Raw genomic sequence first — 14,008 nt, forward strand, 5'->3', positions numbered from 1 at the left:
GGCGGACTCATCGTCCGCTTCGAACAGTTCGTCGACACCGCGCTCGTCCGCGACGCCATGAACGACTGAGGGGGTTCGCCTGTACGGGACGGGCTCTGTTACGGCCCGTCCCGTCGCCGTCCTGGCAGGATGACGCCATGGAACGTGTGCTTGGAATCGGCGGTTACTTCCTGCGGGCCACCGACCCCGCGGCTTTGAGCGCCTGGTACCGCGACTGCCTGGGCCTGGAGGCCGACGAGAACGGTCTGTGGCGTCCGGAGGCCGGTCCCACGGTCTTCGCGGCGTTCGAGGCCGGGACCGACTACTTCGGGTCCCGCACCCAGCAGACCATGCTCAACTTCCGGGTCCGCGACCTGGACGCGATGCTCGCCCAGCTGCGCGCGCGGGGAGCGGACGTGGCCGAGGCGACCCAGGACATGGAGGGCGTGGGCCGCTTCGGCTGGGTCACGGACCCTGAGGGCAACCGGATCGAGCTGTGGCAGCCGGCCTGACCCCGCACCGGCTCCCACCCCCTCACTTGCCCTTACTCGTCGTCGTCCGGGAACTCCCCCGCGAAGGCGTCCGCCATGCGGAGCCAGGGGGTCGCCTCGGTCTCGCGGCCCTGGCGTTGCAGGGTGCGGCCGAGCATCAGGTGGGCGTAGTGCTCCACCGGGTCACGCTCGACGATCAGCCGCAACTGTTCCTCCGCGCGCCGGAGTTGGGCGGAGTGGTAGTAGGCGCGGGCCAGCAGCAGGCGCGGGCCGGTCTGCTCCGGGGCCTCCTCGACGACGGCCGGGAGCAGCTTCGCGGCCGCGCTGTAGTCCCGCGCGTCGAACAGGAGCCGGGCCCGCTCCCAGCGCTCCGCCGTGCTCTCCTCGCGCGCTCCGCCGGGGCCGTTGTCGAAGAGGTGCAGCGCGCTGGCCCAGCGGTCGGGGGCGACGCCGTCGCTCGCCGGGTAGGCGTTGAGGTTGTCGGTCATGGTTCCTCCCTCACCGAGAGCTCTGGCGTCTCCATTTGTTGACGCTTCAATCACCCCCTCGCAACACGCCCCCTCGAACGACTATTCCTCCTCACCCGCCGATCGGCGGCACCGTCCCCGTCCTCGCCAGCTCCCGGTACCACAGCGCACTGTCCTTGAGCGTGCGCCGCTGGGTGTCGTAGTCCACGTGGACGATGCCGAAGCGCTTCGAATAGCCGTAGCCCCACTCGAAGTTGTCCATCAGCGACCACACGAAGTACCCGCGCAGATCGACCCCCGCGGCCAGCGCCCGGTGCGCCGCGGTGATGTGCCGGTGGAGGTAGTCGACCCGCTCGGGGTCGTGGACCGCGTGGGTGCCGTCGGGGCCGACGGTGACCCGGTCCTCGAAGGCCGCCCCGTTCTCGGTGATGACCAGCGGCTGCTCCGGGAACCGGGTGTGCAGGTCCAGGAGCAGTTCCTCGAGGCCGTCCGGGTCGATGTTCCAGCCCATGGTCGTGCGCGGACCCTCCTGCTCGACGAACTCGACCTGGGGCGAGCCGGGCCAGGGCGAACCGCCCATGCCCTTGTGACCGTCGTTGTTCTGCCGTTCCGTCTCGCCGTCCCAGAGCCGGACCCTGGTGGTGGCGTAGTAGTTGACGCCGAGCAGGTCCAGCGGCTGGTGGATCCGGGCGAGGTCGCCGTCCCGCACGAACGACCAGTCGGTGATGCCGGCGGTGTCCTCGATGAGGTCCTTGGGGTAGTGACCGCGCAGCAGGGGCTCCGTGAAGGCACGGTTGGCGAGGGCGTCGATACGGCGTACGGCCTCGTCGCCGCCGTCGCCCTCGCCTCGCAGGACATGGAAGTTGAGGGTGATCGAGTACTGCGGGTCGTTGGTGGTGACCGCCCTGAGCTGTTCGACCGCCAGCCCGTGGGCGAGGTTGAGATGGTGGACCGCGGTGAGTGCCGCGGCGCCGTCGGTGCGGCCGGGGGCGTGGGCGCCCGAGCCGTAGCCGAGGTAGGCGGAGCACCACGGTTCGTTCAGCGTGGTCCAGATCGCGACCCGGTCACCGAGGGCCTCCCCGGCGATGCGGGCGTACTCGGCGAAGGCCTCGGCGGTCGCCCGGTTCGTCCAGCCGCCCTCGTCCTCCAGGGCCTGGGGCAGGTCCCAGTGGTAGAGGGTCGCGACAGGGACGATGTTCCGCTCGAGCAGGCCGTCGACCAGGCGGCTGTAGAAGTCCAGCCCCTTGGGGTTGGCCGGGCCGCGGCCGGTGGGCTGGATGCGCGGCCAGGCGAGGGAGAACCGGTACGCCTTCAGGCCCAGGGAGGCCATGAGGTCGAGGTCCGCTTCGAGGCGGTGGTAGTGGTCGGCGGCCACGTCACCGGTGTCGCCGTTCCAGGTCTTGCCCGGCGTGTGGGAGTAGGTGTCCCAGATGGAGGGACCGCGCCCGTCCTCGGTGGCGGCGCCCTCTATCTGGTACGAGGCGGTCGCGGAGCCGAGAAGGAAGTGGGCGGGGAAGGACGGGGACTGGTCTGTCGGCATGCGGGATTCCTTCTGAGGATGCTGAGGACTGCGGCCGACATCCACGGTGATGTTAACGTTAACAAGCTGTCAAGGTCTCACCCGGAGAAACCCCGTTCCCGCCCCCGTCCGCCTCGGAGTGCGCCCTGTGCCGACCTTCTCGAACCCCGTTCTCGCCGGCAGCCGTCCGGACCCCTCGATCTGCCGGGTCGGGGCGGACTACTACCTGGTCACGTCGTCGTTCGCGTACTTCCCCGGGCTGCCCGTCCACCACAGCCGCAACCTGGTGGACTGGACCCCGCTCGGTCACGTCGTCGACCGGCCGTCACAGGTGCCGCTGACCGGGCTGGACGTCTCGGACGGCTTGTGGGCCGCCACGATCCGCCATCACGAGGGCACCTTCTACGTGGTCGTGACCCTGGCGCGGGGGCGCCGGGGCAGCACCACCCACCTCTTCACGGCCGCCGACCCGGCCGGCCCGTGGTCGGACCCGGTCGCCCTGGACGCCGAGGGCATCGACCCGTCGCTCTTCTTCGACGACGACGGCCGCTGCTGGTTCACCGCCTGCCGCGACGCCGCCGAGCCGGAGGTGACGGGCCCGGGCGAGCTGTGGATGCGCGAACTCGACCTGCACAAGCAGGAGTTGACCGGCCCCACGTACCCGCTCTGGTACGGCGCGGTGCGGGGCGCGTGGGTGGAGGCACCGCACCTGTACAAGCGGGACGGGGTGTACCACCTGATCGCCGCGGAGGGCGGCACCGAACACCATCACGCCGTCACCGCGGCCCGCGCCGAGTCCGTCACCGGCCCCTACACCACCGATCCCAGAAGCCCGTTGCTCACCCACCGCCACCGTGGGGCAGCCGAACCGGTCCACCACGTCGGTCACGCCGACCTCGTCGACACCCCGGCCGGTGAGACGTGGGCCGTGGTCCTGGGGGTCCGACCGACCGACGGCACCCACACCCTGGGCCGCGAGGTGTTCCTCGTCCCCGTCGAATGGACCGACAGGGGCCCGGTGTTCGCCCCCGGCACCGGCCGGGTCGGTCTCTCGGAGCGACTGCCCGCGGGAGTCACCGCGGCACCCGGGGTCCAGGACGGGCCGGTGCGGGACGACTTCGCCGGCCCCGCGCTCGGCCCGGAGTGGACCGGCCTGCGCGGACCGGTCGACGGCCTCGTGTCACCTCGCCCCGGAGAGGGCGGCCTGACCATCCGCCTCTCCCCCGAGCCCCTGACCTCGACCGGGACGCCCGCGTTCGTCGCCCGCCCGCAGCAGCACCTGCGGATGCGTGCCGCCGCCCGCGTCCGTCTGGTCGCCCCCGAGCCCGGGCAGGAAGCGGGGCTGGTGGTCTTCCAGAACGACCGCAGGCACGCCACCCTCGCCCTCACCGTCGACAGCAACGGCACCCGGCAGGCCGTCCTGACCGCCGTGGAAGCGGGAATCCCCACCCGCCTCGGGGCCGTTCCGGTCACCGGCACCGAGTGCGTCCTGGCCGTGGACAGCGACGAGGCCGCCTACACCTTCCACGTCGAGGACGGCGCCGGGTCGGCCGTAGGCAGTGTCGAGCGGCCCTTCTTCAGCACGGAACGGGCCGGGGGCTTCGTGGGCGTCCACCTGGGCCTGTACGGCACCTCGGGCACGGGTGACGGGGAGGCGCAGGTGCGGTGGTTCGAGTACGTCCCCGGCCAGGACTGAGGCGTCGGCGGGGTGAACCTCAGGAGCGCGCGCGGGGCGCGGCCGTGCTGTGCCGTACGACGAGTTCCGGGGTGAGCCGCCGGCGCTGCGCGGGCTCCCCACCCAGCATCCGCACGAGTTCCTCGATGGCGCTGCGGCCGAGGTGGGCGAAGTCCTGGCGGACCGTGGTCAGGGCGGGCACCAGGAAGTCCGCGCCCTTCATGTCGTCGAAGCCGACGAGGGACACGTCCCGCGGCACTCCGACGCCCCGCTCGGCGAAGGCCGCCAGCACGCCCATGGCCATCAGGTCGTTGCCGGCGAAGACCGCGGTGGGCGGGCCGGCGTCGGCGTCGCAGAGCCGATGGGCGAGGCGGAAGCCGCTCTCGGCGGTGAAGTCGCCCTCCAGCAGGGCTCCTTCGGCACCGGCGGCGGCGAGTTCGGCCCGCCAGCCCTCGACGCGGGCCCGGGCGTCGAAGGTGCGCAGCGCGCCCGTCAGATGGGCGACGTCCCGGTGTCCGAGGCCGAGGAGGTGGCGGGCGGCGAGGCGGGCGCCGAGTTCCTGGTCGACCTCGACGAAGCTCAGGCCGGGGTCGGACCCGCCGCCGGACATCACCACCGCCACCGGCACCTCGAAGGAGAGGCCGGACAGCGCCTCCACCGCGACGGGCCGGTCGGTGACGACCGCGATCGCCTCCACCGACTGGTCGGTGAGCCGCTGAAGTGTCTCGACGAGGTCGCCCGTGGTGCTCTCGCCCTGCCGGCTGGCCAGACTCACCCAGTAGCCGGCCGTCTTGGCGGCGGTCTCCACGCCGAGGAGGATGCGCGGCAGCTCGAAGAGGTCCGACCCGACGATCACCACCCCGATCGTGGAGGAGCGGCGGCTCTTGAGGGCCCTGGCGACGCTGTTGCGGCGGTAGCCCAGCTTCTGGATCGCCGCCTCGACGCGGGTGCGGGTCTCCGGGCGGACCGAGGGGTGGCCGTTGACGACACGGGAGACGGTGATGTGCGAGACGCCGGCCTCGCGGGCCACGTCCATCATGCCTGGCGGCCGGTCCATGTCACTCGTCCTCTGTCCTCAACCCCCGCGGGCGGTCCCGCGCCCGCCGCCGATCCTGCCACAGGCCACGGAGCGGGGCGGCGGGCGGCGGGCGCGTCGACGGGGTCCCCCGGTCAGGACCCGTACCGCGGTGTCCACTGGGTCGTCGCGATCGCCTCGCGCAGCTGCTCCTCGCCGGCCTCGGGGGCGACGCCGTCCTCGACGGCCGTCAGGGCCACGGCGAGCGCGATGTCCCGGGCCGCGTCCCGCATGCCCGCCAGCGGCGGCAGCAGCGGGGTGGCGCCGTCGGTGCCCGCCCGGACCGCGCAGTCGCCCAGGGCACGGGCCGCGGCGACCATCATGCGGTCGGTGACCCGGGTGGCCCGGCTCGCGGTCACCGCGAGGCCGACGGCGGGGAAGACGTACACGTTGTTGGCCTGCGCGACCGGGACCTCGCGGCCGTCCGCCTTCAGCGGCGGAAAGGGCGATCCCGCGGCGATCAGGGCCCGGCCGTCGGTCCAGCGGGCCAGGTCGGCGGGATCGGCCTCGGCGTTCGAGGTCGGGTTGGACAGCGGCAGGATCACCGGCCGGTCGCAGGAGCCGGCCATGGTGCGCACGATGTCCTCGGTGAAGGCGCCGTGTGCCGTGGACAGCCCGATCAGCACGGTCGGCTTCACCTCGCCGACCACGCCGCCCAGGTCGCGCGCGCTCCACTGCCGTACCTCCTCGTCGTCGCGCGCGTAGACCCGCTGCTCGGGGGTGAGGTCGGTGCGGGAGCGCACCAGGAGGCCGTCGATGTCGACGAACCAGAACCGGTCGGCCGCCTCCTGCTCGGACAGTCCCTCCTCCACGAGGGCGGTGCGGATCATGTCGGCGACGCCGACCGCGGCCGAACCCGCGCCCAGGACCACGATCCGGTGGTCGGTCAGGGACGACCCGGCGACCTTCGTGGCGGTCGACAGCGCGCCCAGCGCCACGGCGGCGGTGCCCTGGATGTCGTCGTTGAAGGTGAGCAGGCGGTCCTGGTAGCGGGTGAGGATCGGGCGGGCGTGGGCGGTCGCGAAGTCCTCCCACTGGAGCAGGGTCCCGGGGAGTTCGGCCTCCACGGCGGAGACGAACGCCTCGATCATCTCGTCGTACTCCTCGCCGGTCACCCGGTGCTGCCGGCGGCCCAGGTAGTGCTCATTGGCCAGCAGCTCGTCGTTGTCGGTGCCGACGTCGAGGAGGACCGGGAGGGTGCGGGCGGGGCGGATGCCGCCGATGGCGGTGTAGAGGCTGAGCTTGCCGATCGGGATGCCCATGCCGCCGACGCCCTGGTCGCCGAGGCCGAGGATGCGCTGCCCGTCGGTGACGACGATGACGTCGACCTCGCCGCCGGGCCGGTTGCGCAGGATCTCCCGGAAGCGGTGCCGGTCCTCGTAGGTCAGGAACAGGCCGCGGGGCCTGCGGTAGATCTCGCTGAACCTGCGGCAGGCCTCACCGACCGTGGGGGTGTAGACGACCGGCAGCATCTCCTCCAGGTGCCGGGTGAGCAGGCCGTAGAAGAGCACCTCGTTGGTGTCCTGGAGCTGGCGCAGGTAGATGTGCCGGTGGAGCGGCTTGTCGTAGCCGAGGAATGCGTGGTACGCCCGGTCGGCCTGTTCGTCGAGGGTCTCGGTCGCCGGTGGCAGCAACCCGTCCAGGCCGAGTGCGGCCCGCTCGTCGGGGGTGAAGGCGGTGCCCTTGTTGAGGAGGGGATCGGCGAGCAGGGCCGCTCCGCGGACCTGGGGGGTGTGGGGTGCCATGGCGTTCCTCGGGTCGGCGGGTTTCAGACCAGCTACTCCTGTGCCCCGTCGACCCGTTTCCGAATCAGCCGCCCCGTCCGGGTGTACGGCGGGTTCAGGCGTCGTCGGCCGTGTGCACCCGGCGTCCTTCGACGAAGGTCTCGAGGACCCGGGTGGCGGCGATCTCCTCGGGCGGGGCCGTGAAGGGATCCCGGTCGAGTACGACGAGATCGGCCGACTTCCCGACGGTGATGCTGCCGGTGATGTCGTCGAGGTGGTTCACGTGGGCGCTGCCGGCCGTGTACGCGGCGAGGGCGGTGCCGAGGTCGAGGCGCTGGCCGGGGAGGAACTCCGGGGTGCCCTCGGGGGCGCCCGGGGAGACGCGGTTGACGGCGACGTGGATGGCCTGGAAGGGGTCGGGGCTGCTGACCGGCCAGTCGCTGCCGGCGGCCAGGGTGGCGCCGGCCCGCAGCAGGTCGCCGAAGGGGTACTGGCGTGCGCCGCGTTCCGCGCCCAGGAAGGGCAGGGTCAGTTCGTCCATCTGGGGTTCGTGGGCGGCCCACAGCATCTGGAGGTTGGCGCTCGCGCCCAGGGCTCGGAAGCGGGGGACGTCGTGGGGGTGCACGACCTGGAGGTGGGCCAGGTGGTGGCGGGTGTCCCGCCATCCGTTGGCCGTGCGGGCGGACTCCACGGCGTCGAGGGCCTCGCGCACCGCGCGGTCGCCGAGCGCGTGGAAGTGGACCTGGAAGCCGGACGCGTCGAGTTCGGTGACGTACTTCTTCAGCTCGCCGGGTTCGACGAAGCTGATGCCGCTGTTGCCGGAGGCGCAGCCGCAGCCGGTCAGGTAGGGGGTGAGCATCGCGGCGGTGTGGTTCTCGGCGATGCCGTCCTGCATGACCTTCACGGTGCCGGCCCGGAACCGGTCCCGGTGCAACTCCTCGCGGCGGGCGACGAGTTCGGGGATCTGCTCGGCACCGCGCTCACGGTCCCACCACAGGGCGCCGACCACGCGGGCGGTGAGCAGGCCCTGGTCGAGGGCGGCCTGGTAACTGGGCGCCGGATCAGTCATGTTGGCGTAGGCGCCCACGATGGCGTCCTGCCAGGCGGTGACGCCGTACGAGTGCAGTACCGCCTGCGCCCGCAGCAGCGCGGCGACCTGGTCTTCGGGGGTGGGTTCCGGGACCAGCCTGCCCACCAGGTGGACGGCACCCTCCTGGAGCATGCCGGTGGGGTTGCCGTCGGCGTCGCGTTCGATGCGGCCGTCGGCGGGGTCGGGGGTACGGGCGTCGATGCCGGCGCGTTCCAGGGCGCGGCTGTTGACCCAGGCGCCGTGGTGGTCGCGGTTGGGCAGGAAGACGGGGCGGTCGGGGACGATCGCGTCGAGGGCCTCGGCGGTGGGGGAACCGCCGGGGAACGCCTCCAGGGACCAGCCGCCGCCGGTGATCCACTCGGCGTCCGGGTGCTGGTCGGCGTACTCCCCGATCCGGCGCAGGTACTCGGCCGGGTCGACGGTGTCGGCGAGGTGGCACAGGCCGAGTTCGAGTCCGGCGCCCTGCGGGTGGACGTGCGCGTCCTGGAAGCCGGGGAGCAGCAACTTGCCTTTGAGGTCCACGACTTCGGTGTGCGGGCCGATCAGCTCGCGCACCTCGTCGTGGCCGACGGCGGCGATCCGCCCGTCGCGTACGGCCACGGAGGTGGCGCGGCTGCGGGCGGGATCGACGGTGTGCACGGGACCGCCGGTCAGGACGAGGTCCGCGGTGGGTGACATGGGTGTGGCTCCAGTGGGGGTCAGACCGCCGTGCGGTCCATCGGCAGGGTCAGGGCGTCGGCGTCGGTGCCGCGCCCTGTGGTGAAGTACGGCGAGCGCCTCACGTACTTGGCGACGGCGGCCATGCCGAGGCCGGCGAGGACGATCGCGGCGGGCAGCGAGAACATGAACCAGCCGTTGTCGGGGCTGAGGGCGAAGTGGTCGCTCATGGTCAGGTAGGAGTATCCGAGGTAGCCGCCGAGGCCGAGCAGGATCAGTCCGGACACGGCGGGCACGCCGATGGCGAGCACCGCCTCCCGGGCGCCCTCGTGACGCGCGGAGCGGAACCGCACGGCGCAGGCGAGCGCGGTGAGGCCGTAGTAGAGGGCGACGATCAGGCCGATGGCGTTGACGGCTGCCAGGAGCATGTCGCTGAGCTTGGGGATGGCGACGGCGAGCAGGGCGATCACCGCGGCGATGGCCATCACGACGGCGGTGCCGGCGGCGGGGGTGCCGTAGCGGGGGTGGATGCGGGTCCACAGCGGTCCCATGGTGCGGTCGCGGCTCATGGCGAAGAGTCCGCGGGCGGTGGGGATCAGGGTGGCCTGCACGGAGGCGACGGCGGAGAACATCAGCGCGACCACGGGCAGGGTGGCCCAGGGTTCGGAGGCCAGCTTCGCGCCGAGGTACGGGAGGGCCTGGGGGCCGTTCCTGACGAGTTCGGAGAGGCTCATCTCGCGCTGGAAGGCGACCGAGGCGAAGAGGAACAGGCCGAGCATGGCGAACAGGGCGATGAGGCCGCCGCGGGCCGCCTCCCCCGGGCTCTTCGTCTCCTCGTTGACGCTGAAGGCCGCGTCCCAGCCCCAGAAGAAGAACACCGCGAGGACCATGCCCTGGGCGAAGTTCTTGCCGCTGGAGATCTCGAAGGGGTTGAACCAGGAGAGCGAGAAGCCGTGGTCGCCGGTGATCAGGGCCCAGCCGCAGAAGGCCAGCAGGACGGCGTACTCGAAGACCAGGAGGGCGAACTGGAAGCGGGTGGCGGCCCGGATGCCGGTGACGGCGAGGACGGTCAGGCCGACGAGGATCACCAGGCCGACCGCCGTGGTGACACCGGTGGACGTCGGATCGAGGGCGATGCCGGCGACGCTGTGCAGGCCCGCCTTGTTGGCGAAGATCAGCACCACCGAGCCCATGATCGCGCTGGTGTAGGCGCAGAAGATGATCGAGCCGACCAGGGTGACCCAGCCGGTCAGGAAGCCGGGCCAGGGGCCGAGGGATCTGCCGACCCAGACGTAGCCGTTGCCCATGTTGGGCTCGGAGCGGTTCAGGCGGGCGTAGGCGGTGGCGATGCCGAGCACCGGCAGGAAGGCCAGGAGCAGCAGGGCCGGGGCCTGGAGGCCCACGATGGTCGCGATCGTGCCCATGCCGATGGCGATGCTGGTGGTGGCCGCGGTGCTGGAGGCGGCGAGGGCTACGCCGTCGACGACGCCCAGGGAACGGCGCAGCGTGGTTCCGGGCGGGGAGGACACGGGCGGTGCTGACGACATGGAGGGCTCCTCGGGGACGGGAGACGGAGGAAGAGCCGCGCGGTGAGGTGATGGAACCGCCACCGTCCACATTCGGTCAACCCTGTTGACGTAAGGAGGCCGGGGGTCGTTCACTGTGCGGGCCGCGTCGAGAGGAGCCCCGCCCATGACCACCCGTGTCCCGCCGGAGCGCCGGCGTCGGCGGCCCACCCGTTCCGGAGTCCTGCTGTCCGAGGAGCTGATCGTGGGGACCGCGCTGCGGCTGATCGGCGAGCACGGCCCCGAGGCGCTGAGCGTGCGCCGGCTCGGTGCGGCGCTCGGCTGCGACCCGACCGCGCTGTACCGCTACTTCCACGACACCGACGACCTGGTCCTCGCCATCGCCGACCGGATCATCGGCGACGCGATGGAGGGCTTCACGCCCGGGGACGACTGGGTGGCCTCGCTGCGCGAGATGGCCCTGCGGGTCCGCTCCGGATACCTCGCCCATCCGCGCGCGGCCGCGCTGGCCGCGCACCGGGTGACGCGGCGCAGGAACGAGATCCGGGCGGTGGACATGGGCATCGGCCTGCTGCTGGAGGCGGGCTTCGAGCCGTCCGCCGCCGCCCGGCTCTACCTCGCCTTCATCGACACGGTGCTCAGCCACGCGGCCGCGGACGCGGCCCTCCTGGCACTCCCCCGCCCTCAACGGGAGGCCGACCAGCGGGCCTGGCGGGACGTCTACCAGGACCTCGACCCGTCGACGTACCCGGCGCTCACCGCCGTCCGCCGGGAGCTGCCGGGAATGGCGGAGGGCTCGTTCGAGGAGGCGGTGGAACTGCTCCTCGAGGCGCTGGCGGCGCGGGCGTCGGGGCGTTCCCGCCTACCGGACGTCGCAGGCAACTCGCCCTGGCAAGAGGGTTGTTGAGGGAAAGACCCACTACAGGGCGTCGACAGGGTGCCGTGCGGTGGGGACAGGGGGCGCGAATGCGCAGTACGCCCCATGATCACCGCACCCCTCGGACATCTGCGCAAGAGCATCACACAGGCTGCACACTGCCTTTCGAAAGCGTCGCTACTTTTACCTCGGCTCGATCCTCCGTGCGAACGAGACCGGCCACGGCCACTGGGCCGATGGTGCAGTCGACTCAGGAAGACCAGATGGACTACTGCTCCTCGTGCCGTCGGCATCTCAACGGCGCCCTGGCGTGTCCCGGATGCGGCGCCTACGCCCCCGACATCGCTCCCCCCTCCTACGTCCACGCGACGACGGGAACGGCGGCAACGGCCTGGGACGAAGCACCCGCCTGGCACGACGCCGGCCACCACGAGGAGCCCGCCGCCGGGACCGACCCGGGCCTCGGCTCCGAGGACGTGTCCGACGCGCCGGTGACCACGGAGGGCCGGGCGGCACGGCGGCGCCAGCGGGTCCGCTGGAAGAAGAACCAGCGCAAGGCTGTGGTCGCGACCGCGGTCGCCCTCGTCGGCGGCGGCCTGACCGTCTCCGCGATGAGCCAGGGGTCCGCCACCCGCGCCCAGGCGGCCACCGCGCCGGACAACCGGGCCATGGGCGTGTCGGAACTGCCCACCTCGGACGGCTCCCTCCCGGACACGACCTCGGGCGACGCACACCGGAGCGCCTCGGACACGCCGGCCACGACGATCGCCAAGCACCGGCGCACGGCCGACTCGGCGTCCACCACGGGCCGTTCCTCCGTCCGCACGGACTCCGTCGGCTCGCCGGCGCCCACGGCGAAGACCGCCGCGCGCTCACAGTCGCAGTCACAGTCCACGCTCTCGACGTCGGCGGCCGTCGGCGCCGACAGCGGCAGCGGCAGCGGCAGCGGCACGACGAGCGCGTCCGGCTCGACGACGGCGCAGACGCCGTCGTCCACGGCGACGGGCGGTTCCACGTCCACGGGCGCGGGCACGTCGACGACCACCACGGGGTCGAGCACCGACACCGGCACGGGTTCCGGCACCTCGCAGACGTCGGGGTCGACTTCCTCCTCGTCGTCGGCGACCGATCCGGCGGGACTGTGCGTGCTCAACCTGCTCTGCATCAGCTGACCATCGACTGCGCGGGCCTGGTGGCCGCGGCGCCCTACCGCACCGGCGGGAGTTCCTCCAGGGGGGCGACCGTGCGGCCGCCGCGTATCGCGGGGAGGCCCCGCACCAGCCGGTCGATCATGTGCTCGTAGCGCAGGCCCTGTTCGGCGAGGTGGTCGTCGTCGCCGAGGTCCTCTCCGTCGGCGAGGAGGACCTCGGGCACCAGCAGTTCGGAGAGGCCTGCGTGCGGGGCGGGGTCCTCCACGGCCACGCCGTGGTCGGCCAGATCGAGATAGCCGGGGACCAGGGCCCGTCCACACAGCCGGCCACCGACCTCGGGGACGAACTCGTCCCCGAGGATCGCCAGCGTGGCGCGCAGGTCACCGCGGATGTCGACGAGTTGGTCGGTGGAGGTGCCGACGAAGGTCTCGACGTCGATGTCCCCCTGGACGAGGACGTGCGACGAACCGCCGAGGACGAGGTTGGCCGCCTTCAGATCGCCGAGCACAATCAGCGACGGGCCGCCGTACTCCAGGTTGAGGATGTTGCCGTCGACATGGAGGTCGCCGTCGATGACGTATCCGGTGACCGCGCCGTCGATCCCCTCGTACTCGGGTCGGCCACCCGCCTTGATCCAGGGGTTCCGGTGCCGGTACTGGTGATCGTCCAGCCAGAGGGAGCCGGGCAGCGCCGCGGGCCCCGGATGCAGGATGTACTCGTCTTCGTCCAGGCTGCCGTAGGTCTCCTCCGGGAAGCCGCGGCGCTCGAACAGCGCGACCGTCTCCGCCCAGGTCCGGTAGATCGTCTCCATGGTCGGCACAGTAGACGCCCCCACTGACATCCCCGGAACCAGGGCTGCCGGCCTGGGAATACACGGTCCGTCATGTGCTTCTACTGATCGCCGGTGCCGTGCAGCAGGTCCAGAAGGTGCGGCCAGGCGGCGGCCCCGAGGAGGGCGTCGGCTTCGGGGGTGCCGCCGTAGCGGAACCGCGGGGACACCGGCGCCGGGCCCTCGCCGGGCAGTCGCGGACGGTGGCCGGCGTCCGGGCGGGCGACCAGGCGCACGGTGGCGCCGACTGCACGGCGGCGTGCGGCGAGTTGTTCCGCGAAGGGCAGGGACGGCCACATCGCGTCGTCGCCGCCCGCGACGAGCAGCAGCTCGGCCCGTGCGCGCTCCACGGGGATGTCCGCCGCGGCGAGCCGGTGGGCGTGGGTCCGCTCGCTGAGTTCGTACCATCCGCGGATGGCGACGGGGTCGCCGTCGGGCTCGGCCGGCGTCCAGGAGTCGTCCATCGGCACGAAGGGCAGCGGCTGCCGGCGCCAGGTCCAGGACGACCGGTACGGGTGCGTCGCTCCGTCCGGCCCCGGGCCCACGTTGCCCCAGACGCGGGAGGTGGGCGACAGGGCCACGGCCACGTCCACGCGCGGGTCGTGCACCGCCGTGAGCAGAGCCGCCTCGGCCCCCTTGGACGTACCCAGGATCCCGACGCGCTCGGCGCCGTGCGCCAGGAGGAGGTCGACGGCGGTGGTGAAGGTCTCCAGGGGGATCTCGCAGATCCCGGGAGACTGCCCCGGCCCGCCGAACCAGCGGATCGACAGTGCGGTCAGCCCCTGCCGGGCGAGGAGCCGGACGCGTTCGCGCTCCACCCGGCCGCTGGAGCCCGCCAGGACCAGCACGCCGGCGCGGCAAGTACCCCGGGCCGGGGCAGCCAGGAACCCTTGCCAGGGCTCTGTGAGCTCACGCTCGATGACGTCCGTTGCGTGCGTGGTCAAGATG

12 protein-coding genes and 1 pseudogene are annotated in these 14,008 nt (G+C 72.5%); 5 read left to right on the forward strand and 8 right to left on the reverse strand.

Annotated features, from left to right (window positions below):
- A pseudogene (locus tag H295_RS48560) lies at positions 1 to 69 on the forward strand (DUF4440 domain-containing protein); the annotation flags it as partial.
- A gap of 68 nt (positions 70 to 137) precedes the next feature.
- Positions 138 to 491, forward strand: coding sequence for a VOC family protein (locus H295_RS0109600; protein ID WP_020135142.1), 354 nt, complete (start codon positions 138 to 140; stop codon positions 489 to 491).
- Between the two features lie 32 nt (positions 492 to 523).
- Here H295_RS0109600 and H295_RS0109605 read toward each other — a convergent pair whose 3' ends face one another.
- Both H295_RS0109605 and H295_RS0109610 read right to left on the reverse strand, forming a co-directional pair.
- Entirely contained in the window at positions 524 to 958 is a 435-nt protein-coding gene (locus H295_RS0109605; protein ID WP_020135143.1) for a tetratricopeptide repeat protein, read from the reverse strand.
- 91 nt (positions 959 to 1,049) lie between these two features.
- Positions 1,050 to 2,477, reverse strand: coding sequence for a GH1 family beta-glucosidase (locus tag H295_RS0109610; protein WP_020135144.1), 1,428 nt, complete (start codon positions 2,475 to 2,477; stop codon positions 1,050 to 1,052).
- Between the two features lie 127 nt (positions 2,478 to 2,604).
- On the opposite strand from H295_RS0109610, the gene H295_RS43010 reads away from it, so the two are divergent.
- Positions 2,605 to 4,152, forward strand: a complete 1,548-nt coding sequence (locus tag H295_RS43010) for a glycoside hydrolase family 43 protein (protein WP_020135145.1) — start codon at positions 2,605 to 2,607, stop codon at positions 4,150 to 4,152.
- Positions 4,153 to 4,171: 19 nt separating this feature from the next.
- On the opposite strand, the gene H295_RS0109620 is transcribed toward H295_RS43010, so the two are convergent.
- The 4 genes from H295_RS0109620 to H295_RS0109635 form a co-directional block, all read right to left on the reverse strand.
- The gene (locus H295_RS0109620; RefSeq protein WP_028809211.1) at positions 4,172 to 5,188 is read right to left on the reverse strand and encodes a LacI family DNA-binding transcriptional regulator; all 1,017 of its coding nucleotides are present in this window, start codon (positions 5,186 to 5,188) and stop codon (positions 4,172 to 4,174) included.
- 113 nt (positions 5,189 to 5,301) lie between these two features.
- Complete coding sequence (locus H295_RS0109625; RefSeq protein WP_020135147.1) at positions 5,302 to 6,951, reverse strand: NAD-dependent malic enzyme; 1,650 nt, start codon at positions 6,949 to 6,951, stop codon at positions 5,302 to 5,304.
- A gap of 94 nt (positions 6,952 to 7,045) precedes the next feature.
- A complete protein-coding gene (locus tag H295_RS0109630; protein ID WP_020135148.1) occupies positions 7,046 to 8,698 on the reverse strand; it encodes an amidohydrolase in 1,653 nt (550 codons plus the stop codon).
- A 20-nt stretch (positions 8,699 to 8,718) separates the two neighbouring features.
- Entirely contained in the window at positions 8,719 to 10,224 is a 1,506-nt protein-coding gene (locus H295_RS0109635; protein ID WP_028809212.1) for an APC family permease, read from the reverse strand.
- A gap of 145 nt (positions 10,225 to 10,369) precedes the next feature.
- Between H295_RS0109635 and H295_RS0109640 the strand changes: the two genes are divergently transcribed.
- Both H295_RS0109640 and H295_RS47175 read left to right on the forward strand, forming a co-directional pair.
- Positions 10,370 to 11,110, forward strand: a complete 741-nt coding sequence (locus H295_RS0109640; RefSeq protein ID WP_020135150.1) for a TetR/AcrR family transcriptional regulator — start codon at positions 10,370 to 10,372, stop codon at positions 11,108 to 11,110.
- 206 nt (positions 11,111 to 11,316) lie between these two features.
- Complete coding sequence (locus H295_RS47175; protein ID WP_158691037.1) at positions 11,317 to 12,252, forward strand: SCO2400 family protein; 936 nt, start codon at positions 11,317 to 11,319, stop codon at positions 12,250 to 12,252.
- Positions 12,253 to 12,286: 34 nt separating this feature from the next.
- On the opposite strand, the gene H295_RS0109650 is transcribed toward H295_RS47175, so the two are convergent.
- Entirely contained in the window at positions 12,287 to 13,042 is a 756-nt protein-coding gene (locus H295_RS0109650) for a hypothetical protein (protein ID WP_020135152.1), read from the reverse strand.
- Positions 13,043 to 13,122: 80 nt separating this feature from the next.
- Positions 13,123 to 14,004: an acyl-CoA thioester hydrolase/BAAT C-terminal domain-containing protein gene (locus tag H295_RS0109655; protein WP_043217335.1), complete on the reverse strand. Its 882-nt coding sequence runs from the start codon at positions 14,002 to 14,004 to the stop codon at positions 13,123 to 13,125.
- Positions 14,005 to 14,008: the final 4 nt, after the last annotated feature.

Origin of the sequence: Streptomyces sp. 351MFTsu5.1 (assembly GCF_000383655.1) — a bacterium.
GTDB classification, from domain to species: Bacteria; Actinomycetota; Actinomycetes; order Streptomycetales; family Streptomycetaceae; genus Streptomyces; species Streptomyces griseorubiginosus.

Excerpts from the sequence above, each read along its gene's own strand:
- H295_RS0109610 (WP_020135144.1), bottom strand. The coding sequence starts at position 2,477 with ATGCCGACAGACCAGTCCCCGTCCTTCCCCGCCCACTTCCTTCTCGGC.
- H295_RS47175 (WP_158691037.1), top strand. The coding sequence starts at position 11,317 with ATGGTGCAGTCGACTCAGGAAGACCAGATGGACTACTGCTCCTCGTGC.
- H295_RS0109605 (WP_020135143.1), bottom strand. The coding sequence starts at position 958 with ATGACCGACAACCTCAACGCCTACCCGGCGAGCGACGGCGTCGCCCCC.
- H295_RS0109635 (WP_028809212.1), bottom strand. The coding sequence starts at position 10,224 with ATGTCGTCAGCACCGCCCGTGTCCTCCCCGCCCGGAACCACGCTGCGC.
- H295_RS0109630 (WP_020135148.1), bottom strand. The coding sequence starts at position 8,698 with ATGTCACCCACCGCGGACCTCGTCCTGACCGGCGGTCCCGTGCACACC.
- H295_RS0109620 (WP_028809211.1), bottom strand. The coding sequence starts at position 5,188 with ATGGACCGGCCGCCAGGCATGATGGACGTGGCCCGCGAGGCCGGCGTC.
- H295_RS0109625 (WP_020135147.1), bottom strand. The coding sequence starts at position 6,951 with ATGGCACCCCACACCCCCCAGGTCCGCGGAGCGGCCCTGCTCGCCGAT.
- H295_RS0109650 (WP_020135152.1), bottom strand. The coding sequence starts at position 13,042 with ATGGAGACGATCTACCGGACCTGGGCGGAGACGGTCGCGCTGTTCGAG.
- H295_RS0109640 (WP_020135150.1), top strand. The coding sequence starts at position 10,370 with ATGACCACCCGTGTCCCGCCGGAGCGCCGGCGTCGGCGGCCCACCCGT.
- H295_RS0109600 (WP_020135142.1), top strand. The coding sequence starts at position 138 with ATGGAACGTGTGCTTGGAATCGGCGGTTACTTCCTGCGGGCCACCGAC.